General features: G+C 55.8%; 16 protein-coding genes. 3 read left to right on the forward strand and 13 right to left on the reverse strand.

All coding sequences use genetic code 11. The features are described from left to right. Nucleotides 1–17: 17 nt before the first annotated feature. Both EKN83_RS00125 and EKN83_RS00130 read left to right on the forward strand, forming a co-directional pair. A complete protein-coding gene (locus EKN83_RS00125; RefSeq protein ID WP_095449006.1) occupies nt 18–500 on the forward strand; it encodes an L-2-amino-thiazoline-4-carboxylic acid hydrolase in 483 nt (160 codons plus the stop codon). Further along, nucleotides 497–1,723, forward strand: coding sequence for a Zn-dependent hydrolase (locus tag EKN83_RS00130; RefSeq protein ID WP_126800075.1), 1,227 nt, complete (start codon nt 497–499; stop codon nt 1,721–1,723). The genes EKN83_RS00125 and EKN83_RS00130 overlap by 4 nt, the downstream gene beginning before the upstream one ends. A 70-nt stretch (nt 1,724–1,793) precedes the next feature. Here EKN83_RS00130 and EKN83_RS00135 read toward each other — a convergent pair whose 3' ends face one another. Then, nucleotides 1,794–3,281 (reverse strand): MFS transporter, encoded by a 1,488-nt coding sequence (locus EKN83_RS00135; protein ID WP_126800076.1) that lies wholly within the window; start codon nt 3,279–3,281, stop codon nt 1,794–1,796. Between the two features lie 116 nt (nt 3,282–3,397). Here EKN83_RS00135 and EKN83_RS00140 point away from each other — a divergent pair, with 116 nt between their 5' ends. Next, nucleotides 3,398–3,973 (forward strand): TetR family transcriptional regulator, encoded by a 576-nt coding sequence (locus EKN83_RS00140; protein ID WP_126800077.1) that lies wholly within the window; start codon nt 3,398–3,400, stop codon nt 3,971–3,973. A 142-nt stretch (nt 3,974–4,115) separates the two neighbouring features. Here the strand turns inward: EKN83_RS00140 and EKN83_RS00145 are convergent, their stop codons facing one another. The 12 genes from EKN83_RS00145 to EKN83_RS00200 form a co-directional block, all read right to left on the reverse strand. Next, nucleotides 4,116–4,565: a hypothetical protein gene (locus EKN83_RS00145; protein ID WP_126800078.1), complete on the reverse strand. Its 450-nt coding sequence runs from the start codon at nt 4,563–4,565 to the stop codon at nt 4,116–4,118. 70 nt (nt 4,566–4,635) lie between these two features. Then, nucleotides 4,636–6,075: an anion permease gene (locus tag EKN83_RS00150; protein ID WP_095449010.1), complete on the reverse strand. Its 1,440-nt coding sequence runs from the start codon at nt 6,073–6,075 to the stop codon at nt 4,636–4,638. 97 nt (nt 6,076–6,172) lie between these two features. Beyond that, nucleotides 6,173–8,767, reverse strand: coding sequence for a bifunctional aconitate hydratase 2/2-methylisocitrate dehydratase (gene acnB / locus EKN83_RS00155; RefSeq protein ID WP_126800079.1), 2,595 nt, complete (start codon nt 8,765–8,767; stop codon nt 6,173–6,175). A gap of 17 nt (nt 8,768–8,784) precedes the next feature. After that, complete coding sequence (locus EKN83_RS00160; protein ID WP_126800080.1) at nt 8,785–9,333, reverse strand: RBBP9/YdeN family alpha/beta hydrolase; 549 nt, start codon at nt 9,331–9,333, stop codon at nt 8,785–8,787. Nucleotides 9,334–9,350: 17 nt separating this feature from the next. Then, complete coding sequence (gene citG / locus EKN83_RS00165; RefSeq protein WP_126800081.1) at nt 9,351–10,226, reverse strand: triphosphoribosyl-dephospho-CoA synthase CitG; 876 nt, start codon at nt 10,224–10,226, stop codon at nt 9,351–9,353. Next, a complete protein-coding gene (citX, locus tag EKN83_RS00170; RefSeq protein WP_095449014.1) occupies nt 10,201–10,740 on the reverse strand; it encodes a citrate lyase holo-[acyl-carrier protein] synthase in 540 nt (179 codons plus the stop codon). Before citX ends, citG begins: the two co-directional genes overlap by 26 nt. Before the next feature lie 5 nt (nt 10,741–10,745). Further along, on the reverse strand, nt 10,746–12,266 hold the full coding sequence (gene citF, locus EKN83_RS00175; protein ID WP_126800082.1) for a citrate lyase subunit alpha: 1,521 nt from the start codon (nt 12,264–12,266) through the stop codon (nt 10,746–10,748). Nucleotides 12,267–12,297: 31 nt separating this feature from the next. Beyond that, nucleotides 12,298–13,173, reverse strand: coding sequence for a citrate (pro-3S)-lyase subunit beta (gene citE / locus EKN83_RS00180; RefSeq protein WP_025758897.1), 876 nt, complete (start codon nt 13,171–13,173; stop codon nt 12,298–12,300). Continuing rightward, a complete protein-coding gene (gene citD / locus EKN83_RS00185; RefSeq protein WP_047958684.1) occupies nt 13,173–13,463 on the reverse strand; it encodes a citrate lyase acyl carrier protein in 291 nt (96 codons plus the stop codon). Before citD ends, citE begins: the two co-directional genes overlap by 1 nt. 24 nt (nt 13,464–13,487) lie before the next feature. Continuing rightward, complete coding sequence (citC, locus tag EKN83_RS00190) at nt 13,488–14,555, reverse strand: [citrate (pro-3S)-lyase] ligase (protein ID WP_126800083.1); 1,068 nt, start codon at nt 14,553–14,555, stop codon at nt 13,488–13,490. An 18-nt stretch (nt 14,556–14,573) separates the two neighbouring features. Beyond that, nucleotides 14,574–15,437, reverse strand: a complete 864-nt coding sequence (locus EKN83_RS00195) for a fumarylacetoacetate hydrolase family protein (protein ID WP_126800084.1) — start codon at nt 15,435–15,437, stop codon at nt 14,574–14,576. A 71-nt stretch (nt 15,438–15,508) separates the two neighbouring features. Next, nucleotides 15,509–16,753 carry an MFS transporter gene (locus EKN83_RS00200; RefSeq protein ID WP_126800085.1) on the reverse strand — a complete coding sequence of 415 codons (1,245 nt, stop codon included), beginning with the start codon at nt 16,751–16,753 and terminating at the stop codon, nt 15,509–15,511. Nucleotides 16,754–16,784: the final 31 nt, after the last annotated feature.

The raw sequence follows: 16,784 nt of genomic DNA on the forward strand, positions 1-16,784 counted from the left end.
CGCAGCGAGGCAATGTGATGAGTGATAATAACGAGCTGGGCATTCTCGCCCGCCGCAAAATTGAAGCCGAAATTATTAAGCCAATTTATGAAATCCTGGTGCGCGAGATAGGGAAAACCCGCGCCCAGGCGGTGATTGGCGAGGCCATTGAGCAGGCCGCGATTGACGCTGGCAAAGCGTTTGCCAGCAAAGAGCCCAACGGCGCGGACGTGAAGAGCTTTATCGCTCTGCAGTATCTGTGGGAAAAAGATAACGCCCTCGACGTGAAGGTGATCGACGCCGACGACCAGCAGTACAACTACAACGTGACCCGCTGCCGCTACGCGGAGATGTATCACGAGATGGGGCTGGGCGAAATTGGTCACCTGCTCTCCTGCGCGCGCGATGAAAAATTCATCGTCGGCTATGCCCCGGACGTGAAGCTGACCCGCACCACCACCATCATGCAGGGCGGCGCATGCTGTGATTTCCGCTACCGCAGCACTAAGGACAAGCCATGATCCGCGTCAACGCCGAACGGCTCTGGTCAACGCTTGCGATGATGGCGCAGATCGGCGGGACGCCCGCCGGTGGCGTGACCCGTCTGGCACTCAGCGAGGAAGATCGTATTGCGCGTAACCTGCTGCGCGACTGGGCGCTGGACGCCGGATTTACCTGCGACGTCGACCGAATGGGCAACATGTTTATCCGCCGTGCGGGGAAAAACCCGGCGCTCGCCCCGGTCATGACCGGATCGCACGTGGATACCCAGCCGCTCGGCGGCAACTACGACGGGGTTTACGGCGTGCTGGCCGGGCTGGAACTGCTGCGTACCCTCAATGATCATCGCATTGAGACGGAACGTGACATTGTGCTGGTGAACTGGACCAACGAAGAAGGTGCCCGCTTTGCGCCAGCCATGCTCGCCTCAGGCGTCTGGGCCGGCCAGCTTACCGAGGTATTTGCTTACGCCCGAATGGACAGCAAACGCGTGACCGTTCGCGAGGCGCTTGAAGAGATCGGCTATCGTGGAGACATACCGGCCCGCGCGTTTCCGGTTCACGCCTGCTATGAGTTGCATATCGAACAGGGCCCGATTCTGGAAGATGAAGGTCTGGATATCGGGCTCGTCCGCGCCGCCATGGGCCAGCGCTGGTTTACCCTGACGCTGGACGGATTCGCCGCCCACGCCGGAACGACGCCAATGCACAGCCGTCGCGACGCGCTGACCGCCTTTGCGGAGCTGGCGCTGAAGGTGGAAGAGATTGGCTATCGGCATGCACCAGACGGACGCGCGACGATCGGTATGGCGCAGGTTACGCCGAACTCGCGCAACGTCGTGCCCTCTCGTGTGGTATGCAGCGTGGAGTTTCGCCATCCTTCGCAGGCGGCACTGGAAGCCATGGAAGCGGCGCTGCATAAAGTGGCTGAAAGCCTCACCCTGCGCGGCGTGACGGCTGTCGTTGAGCGCATTTTTGACTATGCGCCGATTGCGTTTGATACCACATGTCTGGCGCGTACGGAGAAGGCGGTGGCCGAACTGGGCTATTCGTCGAAACCGATGGTCTCTGGCGCGGGGCACGACACCTGCTATGTCAGCAAAGTCGCGCCTGCCAGCATGATCTTCATCCCCTGCGTGAAGGGCATCAGCCATAACGAAGCAGAGAGGATCCTGCCGGAATGGTCAGAGAAAGGGGCAAACGTGCTGCTGCACAGCGTGCTGGCCGCCGCCCAGGAAAAATAAGCCGGGTGCTTGCCCGGCTTTACGACACCGCGCCCGCACGCCCGGTAGGCGCAGCGCCACCGGGTGTGTTTCAGGACTTCGGCACCTTCGCCAGGCTAAACCAGATCCCAACAGCCAGCAACAACAGCATGCCTCCTGCACTGCCCAGCGCCACGCTGTGCGAGGTGATAAACGCGCTTTTTGCCGCCTCAATCACCGATTCTGCCAGAGGCGTCGTCAGCTCCTGCGCCACCTTCATCGCTTCACCAATAGACGACGCGGCTTTATCGACCAGAGAAGCGTGCAGCCCCTGCGGCAGCTCAATCGACGCCGAGAAGCTGCGGGTCAACAGCAGGCCAAAAATGGCGATCCCCAGCCCGGCCCCCAGCTCATAGGACATGGTTTCAATCGCTCCTGCGGCAGCGGCCTTCTCTTTCGGCGCGGCAGCCATAATGGCGGAAGTCGAGGCCAGCAGCGCGCTGGCGGCACTGAAGCCGAGTAGCACCATCAGCCCCCACGCCTGCCACTGCTGCGTGCTGAAGTCGAGCAACGACAGGCCGATAAAGCTGACGGCGCTGAGCCCCATACCGCCAGCCGCGACGATGCGCAGCCCTAAACGCCCGACCAGGAAACCTGCTATCGGCCCGCTGAACCCGCTGGCGACCATCACTGGCAGCATGAACATCCCCGCTTCAAACGGCGTGAAGCCATGAACAAACTGCAGCTCCTGAGCCATCAACAGCTCAAACCCGACCAGGGCAATCATGGCGGTCATCGCCATCACGACGCCACTCAGAATGATGCGGTGGCAGAACAGGCGCATGTCGATCATTGGCACGCGGGCGCGAAGCTGAATACGCACGAAGACAAACAGCAGCACCGAGCCAGCAACCAGCGCACTGACAACCAGCCACGGCGAGAGCACACCTTTAAGCGCGGTTTTAGCGCTGTAGACCAGCAGCAAAATCGCCACAATCAGCATGATGGCATGGCTAATATTGAGGGGTTGCTCCGGACGCCCCTGCTGACGGGGTACAAAACGCGCCGCCAGCGAAACCACCACCAGCACGATCGGGACGTTGATCAGGAATACCGATCCCCAGTAAAAATGCTCAAGCAGCATACCGCCGATCAGCGGACCGAACGCCGCGCCACCGGACCCCACCGCCGCCCAGACGCCAAGCGCAATGTTACGATCACGCGCATCGACAAACAGCGTACGGATCCCGGCAAGCGTAGCCGGAATGATCATCGCCGCGCCGATTGCCAGCGAAGCGCGGGCCGCAATCAGCCACCCTGCCGACGGGGCAAACGCGGCCGCCAGGGACGACAGGCCAAACAGCGTACTACCCATCATCAGCAGGCGTTTAAAACCAATCCGATCGCCCAGGGCGCCCATCGGCAGCACCATTCCCGCCATCACCAGCGAGTAAATATCAATGATCCACAGCAATTCATTGCCGCTGGCGCCCAGCGTCATGCTCAATGTCGGCGCCGCCACGTGCAGCACCGTCGCGTCGATCGCCACCGGGATATACACCAGCACGATAATCACTAACGCTAACCACTGACCAAACATAAATTTCCTTTTCATTGCAAATATGGACACATGTCCAGAATGCGATCCTACGGAAAGTTGAACGCGTGTCCAGCTTTTTGTTACACTCGTTTCGTTCCCATTGAGAGTGAGTCAACATGCGATATCTGAGCAAGGATGAACGGCGGGAAGCCATCTTACAGGCCGCCATGCGCGTGGCGCTGGCTGAAGGACTGACGGCCATGACGGTACGCCGCATTGCGGCTGAAGCCGGAGTCGCGACCGGACAGGTTCACCATCATTTTACCTCCGGTGGGGAGCTAAAATCGCTGGCCTTCGTTCAGCTGATCCGTGCGTTACTGGATGCCGACGTGGTGGGTGAAAACGCCAGCTGGCGGGAGCGGCTGCACGCTATGCTCGGCAGCGATGATGGCGGGTTTGAGCCCTATATTCGCCTGTGGCGGGAAGCGCAGCTCCTGGCCAGCCGCGACGCTGACATTAAAAGCGCCTATGTGATGACCATGGAGATGTGGCATCAGGAGACCGTGGCGATTATCCGCGCCGGGGCGGAGGCCAACGCGTTTACGCTTACCGATCGAGCGGAAAATATTGCCTGGCGGTTGATCGGGCTGGTGTGTGGTCTTGACGGGATGTATGTCCTGAATATGCCTGAGATGGATGACGCGGCGTTTAATCAGCATCTCGACAAGCTGATCTCCCTCGAATTGAGTTAATACTCCTGAAGGACGGGCTGGGCAACCTGGGCGCGTGATGCCGCTGATCGCCGTTGATTTTGTCGGGTGGCGGCTACGCCTTACCCGACCTACGTTCCGGTTTCTCCAGGCCCGGTAAGGCATAACCGCCACCGGGCTGAAATCAACTTAGTGAACCTCCGGTTAGCAGAGAGAGAATAAATAACAGCAACAACACCGCGACGATCAGCCCAAACGCAAGCAGCACAGCATGAAAGGTAAGCGTTAGCCCTGAGAATAGCAGTGCCCCAGAGATACCCCAACGGCTCTCCTTACACATTCCTCCGATGAACGAAAGTCCCAGTGCCACAACAGCGAGAATAATCCCGGCGTTAAGAAGAATGCTGTCAATATTAACCTTCGTTTTTTCGGTTCGGGCAGCAGGACGCTCTCCCTTTAGCCCCGAAATTACCCCTTGTTTTACAGCCGACACTTTCTCAGCAACAATAACCTCAAGCGCTGGCGGCTTTGGAGAAAACGGTCCGAATGAAAACTGCACGATTGAGAGAATGAGTGCAATTCCCCCCAGAAACATTCCCAATGAACTGAATTTATTTCGTAATACGATTTCCATATCAACATGCCTTCGAGTAATGCCGCCGCGTGGACTGTAGGCCCGGTAAGGCGTAGCCGCCACCGGGCGATTAATACTGCAGCATACCGTGCTGCATCAGGAAACCCCACCACGGTATGCCGAGGAACATATGGACTAAAAACGTGCCCAGCGCCACGATTGTGCCGATTGTCCACCATGACTTAATGTCGTTATAGCCGGAGGCGAAGATAATTGGACCTGCCGCGCCACCATAGTGGGTGATACAGCCACCATACGAGTTGGAAAACAGAATGGCAAGCGCCAGCAGTACGGGCGCCGTGCCGGTGACCAGACCCACGGTGGCGAAGACCGGCACCATGGCCGCCACGTAGGCCCCGCCGGAGGCAAAGAAATAGCGAACCAGTACGCTGAGAAACACGATAATCACGATGGTCATGTTACCGGCGCTGAGGAAATCCAGATGCGCTGACAGGAAATCAGCCAGCCAGCGGAAAAAGCCCTCTTTGCTCAGGGTGGCGCTCAGACCAATGATGCCTCCGTACCACATCAGGGTATTCCAGCCACCTTTATTTTTCTGAACATCACTCCAGCCGATAATATTAAACAGCAGTGCCGCCCCCATCGCGATAATGGCGACAGCGGATTCATTCAATCCAAGATGGCGAGAAAAGATCCAACCCAGTAACGCGGCGATAAAAATCACCACCAGACCTTTCTCTTTGAGACTCATCGCCCCCAGGCTTTTCAGCCCATCAGTCGCAATCGCGACATTATCAATCTTTTTAATTTCCGGCGAGGCGACGCGGTAACAAATATAGGGAATAATACACAGCATCAATAATCCCAACGGAGCACCCGCCAGCATCCAGCCGATCCAGCTAATATGAATATGGAAAATGTCGGAAATAAGCTGTAGCGCTAATGCGTTCCCGGCAAAACCGGTTAAAAACATATAGCTGGTCGTTTTAGTCACCATATAGACATTGACCATTAAATAACGTCCGGCCTTGCACGGTGACTCTTGTGGCGTTGACCCCAGTACGGTCGCGATACTGTTAATAATAGGGAAAACCACCCCACCTGCCCGCGCGGTATTTGAGGGCGTGGCGGGTGCCAGCACCAAATCCAGCAAGGCGGTTACATAGCCCAGTCTCAGCGTCGTGCTGCCAAATTTCAGGATAAACCAGTAGGCAAGGCGTTTTCCCAGACCGGTGGTGACAAACGCCGCGCTAAGGGTAAAGGCGCTGAACACAAGCCAGGTGGTGCCTGAGGCGTATCCGCTAAGAACATCCATGGATTTCACGGGAGAATCGGGGAATTTGGTCACGGTAAAACAGGTTAATGCGACCGCGACCAGCATGATGACAGGTTCAGGATAGGGTTTAATCACCAGCCCTACGATTGCGGAAAGATAAATGCCTGCCAGGATCCACGCCTCTTTGGTTAATCCATCAGGCGGAGGAATAAATATTGATAATAATATAATAATGGCAAGTAAGATTGTTTTTAAAACATTGGATTTAAGCATATCTCACCCATGAGAAAAGGGTCCCTGAATAGCAGAAACCACTCCTGCGAGAGGTCTCTGCCGGCTAAATAATATTTATCGAACAAATAATAAAGAATTACACGGTAACAACCTGGATATTATCACCTTTTGTGGTTTGATATTCAGCCAGGGTGTCAAAACTGAGATAATGATAGATATTTTCATGGGCGTCATGAAGTTTATCGGTATAGCGAAAATACTCGTCAACGGTGGGCATTTTACCCAGGATGGCCGCAACGGTACTTAATTCAGCGGACGCCAGGAAGACTTTGGCATTTGTTCCCAGTCTATGCGGGAAATTTCGGGTGGACGTTGATACCACGTGACTCCCTTCGCGCACCCTCGCCTGGTTCCCCATACAGAGTGAACAGCCCGCAGGCTCAATGCGCGCGCCCGATTGAATAAACTGATTAAAATAGCCTTCACGAGAGAGTTGTTGGGCATCCATTTTTGTCGGCGGAGCGAGCCACAAACGCGCCTGACTTTCGCTGGCCTCGGCCATGATTGTCCCGGCCGCGCGGAAATGGCCGATATTGGTCATACAGGAGCCAATAAAGACCTCTTCTATCGGCGTGCTGGCCACCTCAGAAAGCAGACGGGCATCATCCGGATCGTCCGGCGCGCAGACCACCGGTTCGGTGATCTCATTGAGGTCAATCTCAATGACGGCCGCGTATTCCGCATCTGGATCGGCGCAGAGCAGCGACGGGTTAGCCAGCCAGGCCTCAATCTCCGCGATACGACGTTCAAGCGTAGCGGCGTTTTCGTACCCCTGCTGAACCATCCAGCGCAGCAGAGCCGCATTGGAGCGCAGGTATTGCGCCACCTTCTCTTCCGCCAGGCGCATCACGCAGGCGGCAGCGGACCGTTCAGCCGACGCGTCGGCCAGTTCAAACGCCTGCTCTGCACTTAATGCTTCCAGCCCCTCGATTTCGAGGATTCGGCCCGAGAAAACATTGCGCTTATTCTTTTTCTCGACCGTCAGCAGCCCCTGTTTTCTGGCATACAGCGGAATAGCGTGAACAAGATCGCGCAGGGTGATGCCTTTTTGCATCTCACCTTTAAAGCGAACCAGCACCGATTCCGGCATATCCAGCGGCATAATGCCCGTTGCCGCGGCGAACGCCACCAGTCCGGAGCCGCCCGGGAATGAGATCCCCAGCGGGAAACGGGTATGGGAATCAGCACCGGTGCCTACCGTATCCGGCAGCAGCATGCGGTTTAACCAGGAGTGGATAATGCCGTCACCCGGTTTGAGCGCCACCCCGTTACGGTGGGTGATAAACTGCGGCAGCGTTTCATGCAGCCGAACATCCACCGGCTTTGGATACGCAGAGGTGTGGCAAAAAGACTGCATCACCAGATCGGCTGAAAACGTCAGGCACGCCAGATCGGTCAGCTCATCACGCGTCATCCCGCCGGTGGTATCCTGTGAACCGACTGTCGAAATTTTTGGCTCGCAATACTGTCCGGGACGGATCCCCGCGACGCCGCAGGCTTTACCCACCATCTTCTGTGCCAGCGTAAAACCGGCGGTGGAAGGCGCAGGTGCCGCAGGCTGGCGGAAGACCTCAGAAGGCGCAAGCTTCAGCGATTCCCGCGCTTTCATCGTCAGGCTGCGTCCGATAATCAACGGGATCCGCCCGCCGGCACGCACTTCATCCAGCAGCACCTCGGTTTTAAGCGTAAAGGTCGTCACCAGACGCTGACTTTCGGTCTCACGAATTTCGCCTTTCCAGGGATAAAGATCGATCAGCATCCCGGTCGTCAGCGTGGAGACATCCATCTCTACCGGCAAGGCACCGGAATCTTCGAGCGTATTAAAGAAAATGGGGGCGATCTTGCCGCCAAACACAAACCCGCCGTTGCGTTTATTCGGCACGAAAGGAATATCGTTCCCGATGTGCCATAAGATGGAGTTGGTGGCGGATTTACGTGACGATCCGGTTCCCACAACGTCGCCAACATAGACCAGCGGCCAGCCAGCCGCTTTTAATTCTGCCAGCTGGCGCAACGGCCCGCGCGCGCCGGGTTCATCAGGCTCAACCCCTTCCCGGGCGTTACTGAGCATGGAGAGCGCATGCAGCGGAATATCCGGCCGTGACCATGCCTCCGGTGCCGGAGACAAATCGTCAGTATTGGTCTCACCGGGCACCTTAAATACCTTCAGGGTGATTTTTTCAGCCATCGCCGGGCGGCGGGTAAACCATTCGGCATTGGCCCACGCGTGAAGCACCGCTTTCGCATGGACGTTACCGGCCATCGCTTTGGCTTCAACCTGGCTGAATTTTTCGAAAATGAGGATGGTCGTAGAGAGCTGCTGTGCGGCCAACGGCGCCAGGTCCGGATGGTCAAGCAGCGCAATCAGCGGCTGGACATTATAGCCGCCCTGCATGGTACCCAGCAGCGTGGTGGCCGCTTCGGGAGAGAGACCGTTAACACGGTAGTCCTGCAACGCCACCTTAAATAAAAACTCGGCTTTTAACTTTGCCGCAGGATCGACACCCGGTGGGACGCAGTGGGTTAATAAATCGATTAATTGCGGGTGATGTGTCGGGGCATCGTGAAGTAAACGCTGGATCAGCGCCGCTGTCTGTTCCGCTGTTAACGGTTTCGCCGGAATGCCCACCTCCTGGCGGGCTTTCAGGTGCTGAGTGTAATCATCTAACATAGGTTCTCCTGTTAAAGCTAAAGTTGTTCACAAAATTCTGTTAGTCGTTCAAGTCCGTAAGGCCATTCACCGTGGCCAGATTCGGCATTAATATGTCCGGCCTCGCCGATATCGATTAACAGCCCCTTCCAACAGGCAGCCCAGAACTGCGCGCGGGAGAAGCGCATCAGGGGATCGTTTCTGCTGGCAAACATCAGGCAGGGAACCGGTAATGGCGCAGGCTGAATGGCCTCATCAAGGCCGAAAAACGCGGGCTCTGCCGGTGCGACCATCACCACCCCGGCGACGTTTACCGGTCGCGTTTGCAGCAGCCGACACGACGCCAGCGCACCAAAGCTATGCCCGACGAGGATGGCGGGCAGCGGGCACTGCGCCAGCTCCCGGGTAATGGCGGAGATCCAGTTTTCAATATCGGGCTCGAACCAGTTTTTCTGCTGAATTCGCTTCCAGAAAGGAAAACGTCGCCCCCAGCAGCTTTGCCAGTGATGTTCATCGCTGTCTCTCAGACCCGGCACCAGAACCACGGTATAGACGTTACTGAGCTGCTGGAGGCGTTGTTCAATCATGACGTTTTCCTTTTCGATTATTCGGAGGGAAATTGCGACAATAACCATCCGACGGCGATAAGATCTGCGCTCCCGCCCGGGCTTAAATTCAGGCGAATAAACTGAGCGTCCATGCGGGTTAAGGCGTTAACTAATCTCTCCGGCGTCAGATGTTTCACCGCTAAAAGTCGTCTGGAATAGCGTCTGGCATAATTCAGCCCTTCGGGTCCCCCCCGTGAAACAAGATTGGTATCCGGATTCGCCGCCATCAGCCCGAGCAACATCCTCAGTAACGCGTCGTCCTCAGAGGCTCCCTGGCGCAGTGCCCTTTCAAAGTGAGGCAGCCCGGCGTGGCGGACGGTGGCAAAACCGCTTTCAGCTTCCCCTCGGGCGCCGGTTAAACCGTATGCCTGGAACTGCTGCTCGCCCTTCGTTTTCGCAACGCCGCGATTTTTCAGCTCCAGTTCAACGATGCCAGCGCAAATCGCCCTGCTCTCATCGCACAGGCTGCGCTGCGTGAGGCTTACCTGCCTTTGCGTCAGACGCCCCGCCGCGGCACAGAGCAGCCCCAGGGAGAAAATGCCGCCTTTATGGGTATTCACCCCGCCGGTGGCGTTGAACATCGCCTGCTCGCAGGCCAGACCGACCGGCCTTATTGCCCGCAGCGTTTGCGGCCCGGCAAGACGGGCCGTCTCCCTGCCGACGTTAAAGAACGCGGTGAACCACGGGGCAATGGCCGCGATACTGGCCATAAACAGCGCGTAATTCATATCGCGATGCGCTCCGCTGTTTTCGCGATCCACCAGGCCCGGTTTCGGTGTTAAGCGAATTTCCCGGCACAGAGCCTCGACCGCCAGCGCCGCGATGCTCTGCTGGGGGGTTGGCGTATTACAGCTGGCAAGCGAAGTAGTCATCGGTTAACGCCTCAATTACGCGCATAAGCTCGGGCAGGGAATGGCGTCGCATACGCGAGCAGACATGAGCAGGTTCATGACAGATAAAACATCTGCGCATCGGCTGCTGGATGGCGCTTCTTTTCAGCAGTCCCGTTTTCGGACACAACACGTCGATATCCCACAGGCGTCCCAGAGGATGGTTATCTTCGAGATGCGCGGTGACGTGCTTGATCATCCAGGCCGGGGCCGCCACCGACCAGAGCGCTTCCGGCCCGGTGACCGGCTGCAGAGTCTGCTGGCGGCAGACCGTCCACTGATGCGTGCGGAATAGCTCACCGAGCGCCTCATTCGCAACGGCCATCACCCGTCGGGCCAGACCGGTATCCTTCACCGCCCCCGGCCAGACCAGCGTGACGGATACCACGGTATGATCCGACTGAAACAGCCACGCCTGCTGTCGGCGTGCGCGCTGCTCTTTTGATGTCAGAACCTGTTCCAGCGAAACAGAGGTATTCGATGCGTTATCCGTCATGGGGATCACTCCTTCACCTGGTGAACCACATCAATTACGCTGCCGTCGCGGTAGCGCACCACGCCAACGATCCGGTCGGTAAACGCCACCGGCTTAGGCTCACCCGAAATAAGCAACGCCTTCTGATACAGCGCCTCGATGTCGACGACGGTCAGCCCGGCGTGAATCAGGCGTTCGCGGACCTCCGGGCGCGCCGGGTTAACGGCAATACCGTGATCGGTAACCAGAACGTCGATACTCTCCCCCGGTGTTACCAGGGTGGTAACCTGCCGGACAACGGTTGGAATGCGGCTGCGGATCAGCGGAGCAACCACAATGGTGAGATTGGCCGCCGCCGCGACGTCGCAATGCCCACCTGACGCGCCGCGCATCACCCCGTCGGAACCGGTAAGGACATTGACGTTGAACCGAGTGTCCACCTCCAGCGCGCTGAGGATGACCACATCGACCCTGTCGCAGCAGGCGGCTTTGGCCGCCGGGTTGGCGTAGACGTTAGTGGAGATTTCAACATGGTTGGGATTGACTGCCATGGAGGCCGCCGCCGCACCGTCAAAGCTTTGCGTATCGAGGATCTTTTCAATTAAGCCCTTTTGATGTAGATCGACAATGCTGCCGGTGATCCCGCCGAGCGCGAACCGGGCGACAATATTGTGTTTGCGCATCCGGGCTTCCATAAACCGCGTACAGGCGGTGGATGCCGCACCTGAACCGGTCTGAATGGAAAAGCCGTTGCGGAAATAACCAGAGTGTTCGATAACGTCGGCAGCAGAACGGGCAATCATCAGTTCGCGTGGATTACTGGTCACCCTGGCGGCGCCGACGCTGATTTTGGCCGGATCGCCGACGCTCTCAATCTGCACCACATAGTCAACCCGATCCTGAACGATACTGGCCGGCAGATTAGGGAATGGCTTCAGGGTTTCGGTAAGCAGGACCACCTTTTTGGCATACTGCGCATCGACCATGGCGTAACCTAGTGAGCCGCACTGCGAGGTACCGCCGTTGCCGCTGGCATTGCCATATTCATCGCAGCAGGAGACCGCCAGAAAAGCGATATCAATGGTAATTTCGCCCTTCTGAATCAGATTCACCCGTCCGCCGTGGGAGTGGATCTGTACCGGTTCGTCCATCAATCCGTGTGAAATTGCGTCCGCGAGTTCACCACGCATCCCGGAGGTGTAGATTTTGCCAATCACACCATTGCGAATGTGCCCGATAAGCGGCGTATTGCATGACATTAACGAACTGGACGCGAGCGTGAGCCCTTTAAGACCGCGCTGAGCCAGCTTATCCATCACATAATTGATCACCTTGTCGCCTTCGCGGAACGCGTGATGGAAGGAGACGGTCATGCCGTCATGCAGATCGCAACGGTCCAGCACCTCGTCCACGCTGGCAAAAAGTTTGCGCTGATATTTTTGCTGTGTATCAGAAAGATACGGCGTCGTCGCATTAGCGCCGCTGAAGGCGACGTATTCACGACGCGTGCCGGGAATGTGATGCAGGGTTTCAGTGAGATTTTTCATTATTCATCCTGTCGCTTGCGAAAAAATGTGATTACTGACGAATGCCAGAGGCATTTTTGCGTTCGATAACAACCCGGGCATGATTGATAATCGGCGCGTCGATCATTTTGCCGTTCAGCGAGACCACTCCGAGTCCGTTGCGTTCGCCCTCTTCTGCAGCGGCAAGCACGCGCTGTGCGTAATCCACTTCTTCCTGGGTGGGAGCGTAGGCGTTATGAAGAATTTCAATTTGTCGCGGGTTAATCAGCGATTTTCCGTTGAAGCCCATCCGGCGGATAAGATCCACTTCTTTCAGGAACCCGGCCTCGTCATTCACGTCGGCGTACACCACATCGAACGCGTCGATACCGGCTCCGCGCGCGGCATGTAATACCGCGCACCGCGCATAGAACAGCTCTGTCCCGTCGCCCCGCTCGGTTTGCATATCCATCACATAATCAAAAGCGGCCAGCGCAATACCCATTAAACGGTCGGACGATTTCGCAATGGCGACCGCATTAATAACCCCCACGGCTGATTCAATCGCGGCCATTAATTTCGTGGAGCCAACAGGACGGCCGCAGGTTTCTTCAATGCGGACGATTTCACGTTCGAGCTGATAAATATCTTCCGGAGAGTCGGTTTTCGGCAGACGAATAACATCCACCCCCGCCCTGACGGCAGCTTCAAGATCCTTCAAACCGAAAGGGGTATTTAGCGGGTTAATTCGAACAACGGTTTCAATATCGTTGTACATCGGGTGTTGCAGCGCATGAAATACCAGAAGGCGCGCGCTGTCTTTTTCTTTCAGCGCCACGGCATCTTCCAGGTCAAACATAATAGAGTCAGGTTTATAGATAAATGCCGTCGACAACATGGCAGCACTTGAACCGGGAATAAATAACATACTGCGGCGTAATTTTTTCATTATAACGTTTCCCATGCAATGTCTTCCCGGGCTGTCCCTCTGAGCAGTGCAGCCTGCACGCGGGCGCGGATCACGCAGTCCAGCGCGCCTTTATCATCAATAATGATCTGCCCCTGTTCGATGTTGAACGCAGAGAGCGTTTCATTCACCACTTCTGCAATTCGGTCGCCGAATTGCTTATAGACTTCGCTGTGGATGACCACGTCCAGCCCGCTCTCATCGGGGCTGACCTTAACCATGAGGTCGCTGGACTCCAGCGTTCCCGCCATCGCGGCTTGTACAATTTTCATATCCATTTTCCTGTGGTAATGCGCTTAAACCGCTGCCGTCAGCGGCTCGGATAAGCAACGCTGATGCTGCACTCCGTTATTCAGAAACGCGCGCGTGGTGGCTGGCACCATGCGGCTGGCGGCAGCGATGTTGTTTTCTTTTAATAATCGACGAACAGCTGAAGCCGAGACCGGCACATTAAAGCCATCCGTTTTTCTTTCTATTTCATGGACGCAAATACGGGGCGCCGCGCTGGTTTCGTCTTCCAGCCAGCGATGCATTGCCCGGTTATATTCAGCGGTTAACGGACAGAACGGTTCGGTACCCACGAAACGATGATGAATATTCAACGCCGGGGCGATGTAATTTCTGAACAGCAGGAGGTCAATGGCCGCGTAGACTTTATCAATGACCTGCTTGTCTTTCAGGAAATAGCCCGGGAAGGTGCCGCGAGAAATAATATACGCAGACCCCGGATGCACCGTGACGTTAGGAATATGCCGGGAACCGTCCCTGACCATCGCGAACCGTTCATTAAATGAAAACGCAGAGACATCTTCCTGAACCACGAAAACATGCAAGTGGTCGCACCGGCTTGCTGCATGCTCGATCAGATATTGATGGCCCAGGGTGAACGGATTCGCGTTCATCACAATCGCGCCAATAGTATTTCCCGGCACGAGATGATGACGGCGAAGTTCGCTGCAATAACGATGAATCCCCACCGGCGTATTCTCCATTAATGCCGCACGCTTCCCGACCGTCACCAGCGGATAAAAGCCGCATCCGCGAAATGACTTCACGTTATCCGGACAGGTAAAGAGAAAGAGTTGATGTTCACCGTTCTGTGCTGCCTGCAGTTCGGCCTCATGGATTAACGTCAGGATTAACGATGTGCCCCGCCACCCGGCATCCACTGCGATGCACTTCAACGTGTTACCCGCAATGCCGGTGCAGGCGACAAGATGGCGCTGGTAGCGGGCAACAATAAATTGCGCGATATCGTCATCAATACCTAAACCGTTGCGGGCCAGGAAAGCGGCAACCTCCTCTCTGGCCTGAGCGTTACCGGCGTTAATAACCTCAAACTCGGGTGTTCTGGCGCTGAACATCTTCTCTCTCCTGGGCGTTTAGACAGCGAGCTCTTCCGGCTGCGGTTGAGCTTCCACAATGGTGTTCATCAGGCGACCAAGGTTTTCGATCTCAACTTCAACGCGATCGCCATGGTGCATAAAGAGCGGCGGATTACGCTTTTTGCCGACGCCGCCTGGCGAACCGGTAATAATGACGTCGCCAGCGCTGAGAGAGGTGAACGTACTGATGTAGGCGATAAGATCCGCCACTTTGTGGATCATGCTGGCGGTGGAGTCATTCTGAACCAGCATGCCGTTCAGCCAGGTATGAATGGTCAATGCATGTGGATCGGGGATCTCATCCGCCGTGGTCATGTAGGGGCCGAAGGCGCCGGTTTGCGTCCAGTTTTTACCGGCAGTGAACCAGGCGTGCTGCCAGTCGCGAACGGAACCATCCATATAGCAGCTGTATCCCGCGACATGGCTGAGTGCGTCATTCACGTCAATCCGGCTGCCAGGTTTACCGATAATAACGGCCAGCTCCCCTTCATAATCGAACTCGCTGGAGAGAACCGGTTTTATCACCGGCTGCGCATGCCCGGTTTGTGAATCAGGAAAGCGAATAAACAGCGTGGGCGCATTATTAGTCTCGACAAACTCTTTTCTTTTTTCAGCGTAATTCATGCCAACGCAGAATATCTTTCCTGGCGCTTCAATAACGGGTAAAAAGGTAATCTCTTCAGGCATTATATCCACAGGGCAATCGAGATATTGCCTGGCAACGTCAACCGCATCCCACTGAAGGAGATCTTTCAACGTGGCGTAGTGATGGCCGATTTTATTACCCAAATCGATAATGCCGGATGGTGTATAAATCCCGTAGCTTTTACGGCCCTGATGAATATAACTTGCTAATTTCATGATGATACCCGATTGATGTACATATTCGTTCTGTGTTCACGCCCTGAGGCGTGAACACCTTGCCTGATGTTTTATTCTGCTGACTGCGCGGGTACCAGCACCGGTTTATTACCGGATGCCAGATACGTTGCCACCACAACGCCAACCCCGAGTAAGGCCAGAATAAATCCTGTCATTCCCAGCCAGCCCATTGAATGGAAAACAAAACCGTTGATAAAACCAATAACCGAACCGCCCATGTAGTAGAAGAATAAATAGAGCGCGACGGCCTGGCCTCTTGCATGGGTTGCATTTTTACTGACCCAGCTTAAGCCGATAGAGTGGCAGCCGAAGAAACAGCCGGTAAAAATGACCGCGCCCACAATAAAGGTGACAACATTCGACGTCAGCGTCAGCAGCATGCCAAAGGCCATGATCAGGAACAGCACGCGCAAGACTTTCATCGCGCCATATTTCGCGGATAAGCGACCGGCCTGCGGAGCCGTAAAGAAGCTCAGGGCAAAGCTAAAGGAGAGCAGACCTGCATTAGCCGGTGAAATATGGAACGGTTCACCCTTCAGGAAGAACGCCAGATAGTTATAAAGAGAGGTAAATGCGCCGAAGATAATAAAGCTGATGACAAACGCCAGCGCCAGATTTTTGTTTTTGAAATGCGATGCCGCCCCTTTCACCATTCGCATCACGTTCAGGTTCTGCGTAGGGGTAAAGTTTTTGGATTCAGGCAGCAGGAATTTCACCAGAATGGCAACCGCAATCAGGCTGACGGCAAAGCCGTAAAAGATGACATTAATGGAAACGTGATCGATAAGCTGGCTGGCAACAATACGGCCGGACATGCCGCCCATCGAGTTACCGAAGACAAAATACCCCGTGACGATCCCTGCCGCTACCGGTGCGACTTCCTCACTGATGTAGGCGGTTGCCGCTGCCGCGATACCGCTCAGCGCCAGACCAATCACCGCACGCAGCGCCACCAGCATCGCCCAGGACTCCACCAGCGGGCAGAGCAGCGTCAGGATCCCGCCCAGCAGGAGGGAGACAATAATTAACCGCTTCCTGCCATAGTGATCGGATAACGTTCCGGTAAATAACAGGCCAATTGCCAGCAGTGCCGTTTCTGCTGACAGGATAATACTCACCTGACTGACAGGCACATTATATTCCACAGCCAGCGTCGGCAGCAGAGGTTGAATAAAAAACAGAGAAGCAAGTTCAGCAAGCCCGGATAATGCCAGCGCCAGAATTACGCGAATATGCGCGCTGGCTTTTACCGGCTCAGATGCTTTCTGGGTATTGTTAGCATGCGTTAACGCCATAATAACCTCAGTATTATAGTTAAGGTACAGA

This window comes from Enterobacter sp. WCHEn090032 (assembly GCF_003986875.1).
GTDB lineage: Bacteria > Pseudomonadota > Gammaproteobacteria > Enterobacterales > Enterobacteriaceae > Enterobacter > Enterobacter sichuanensis.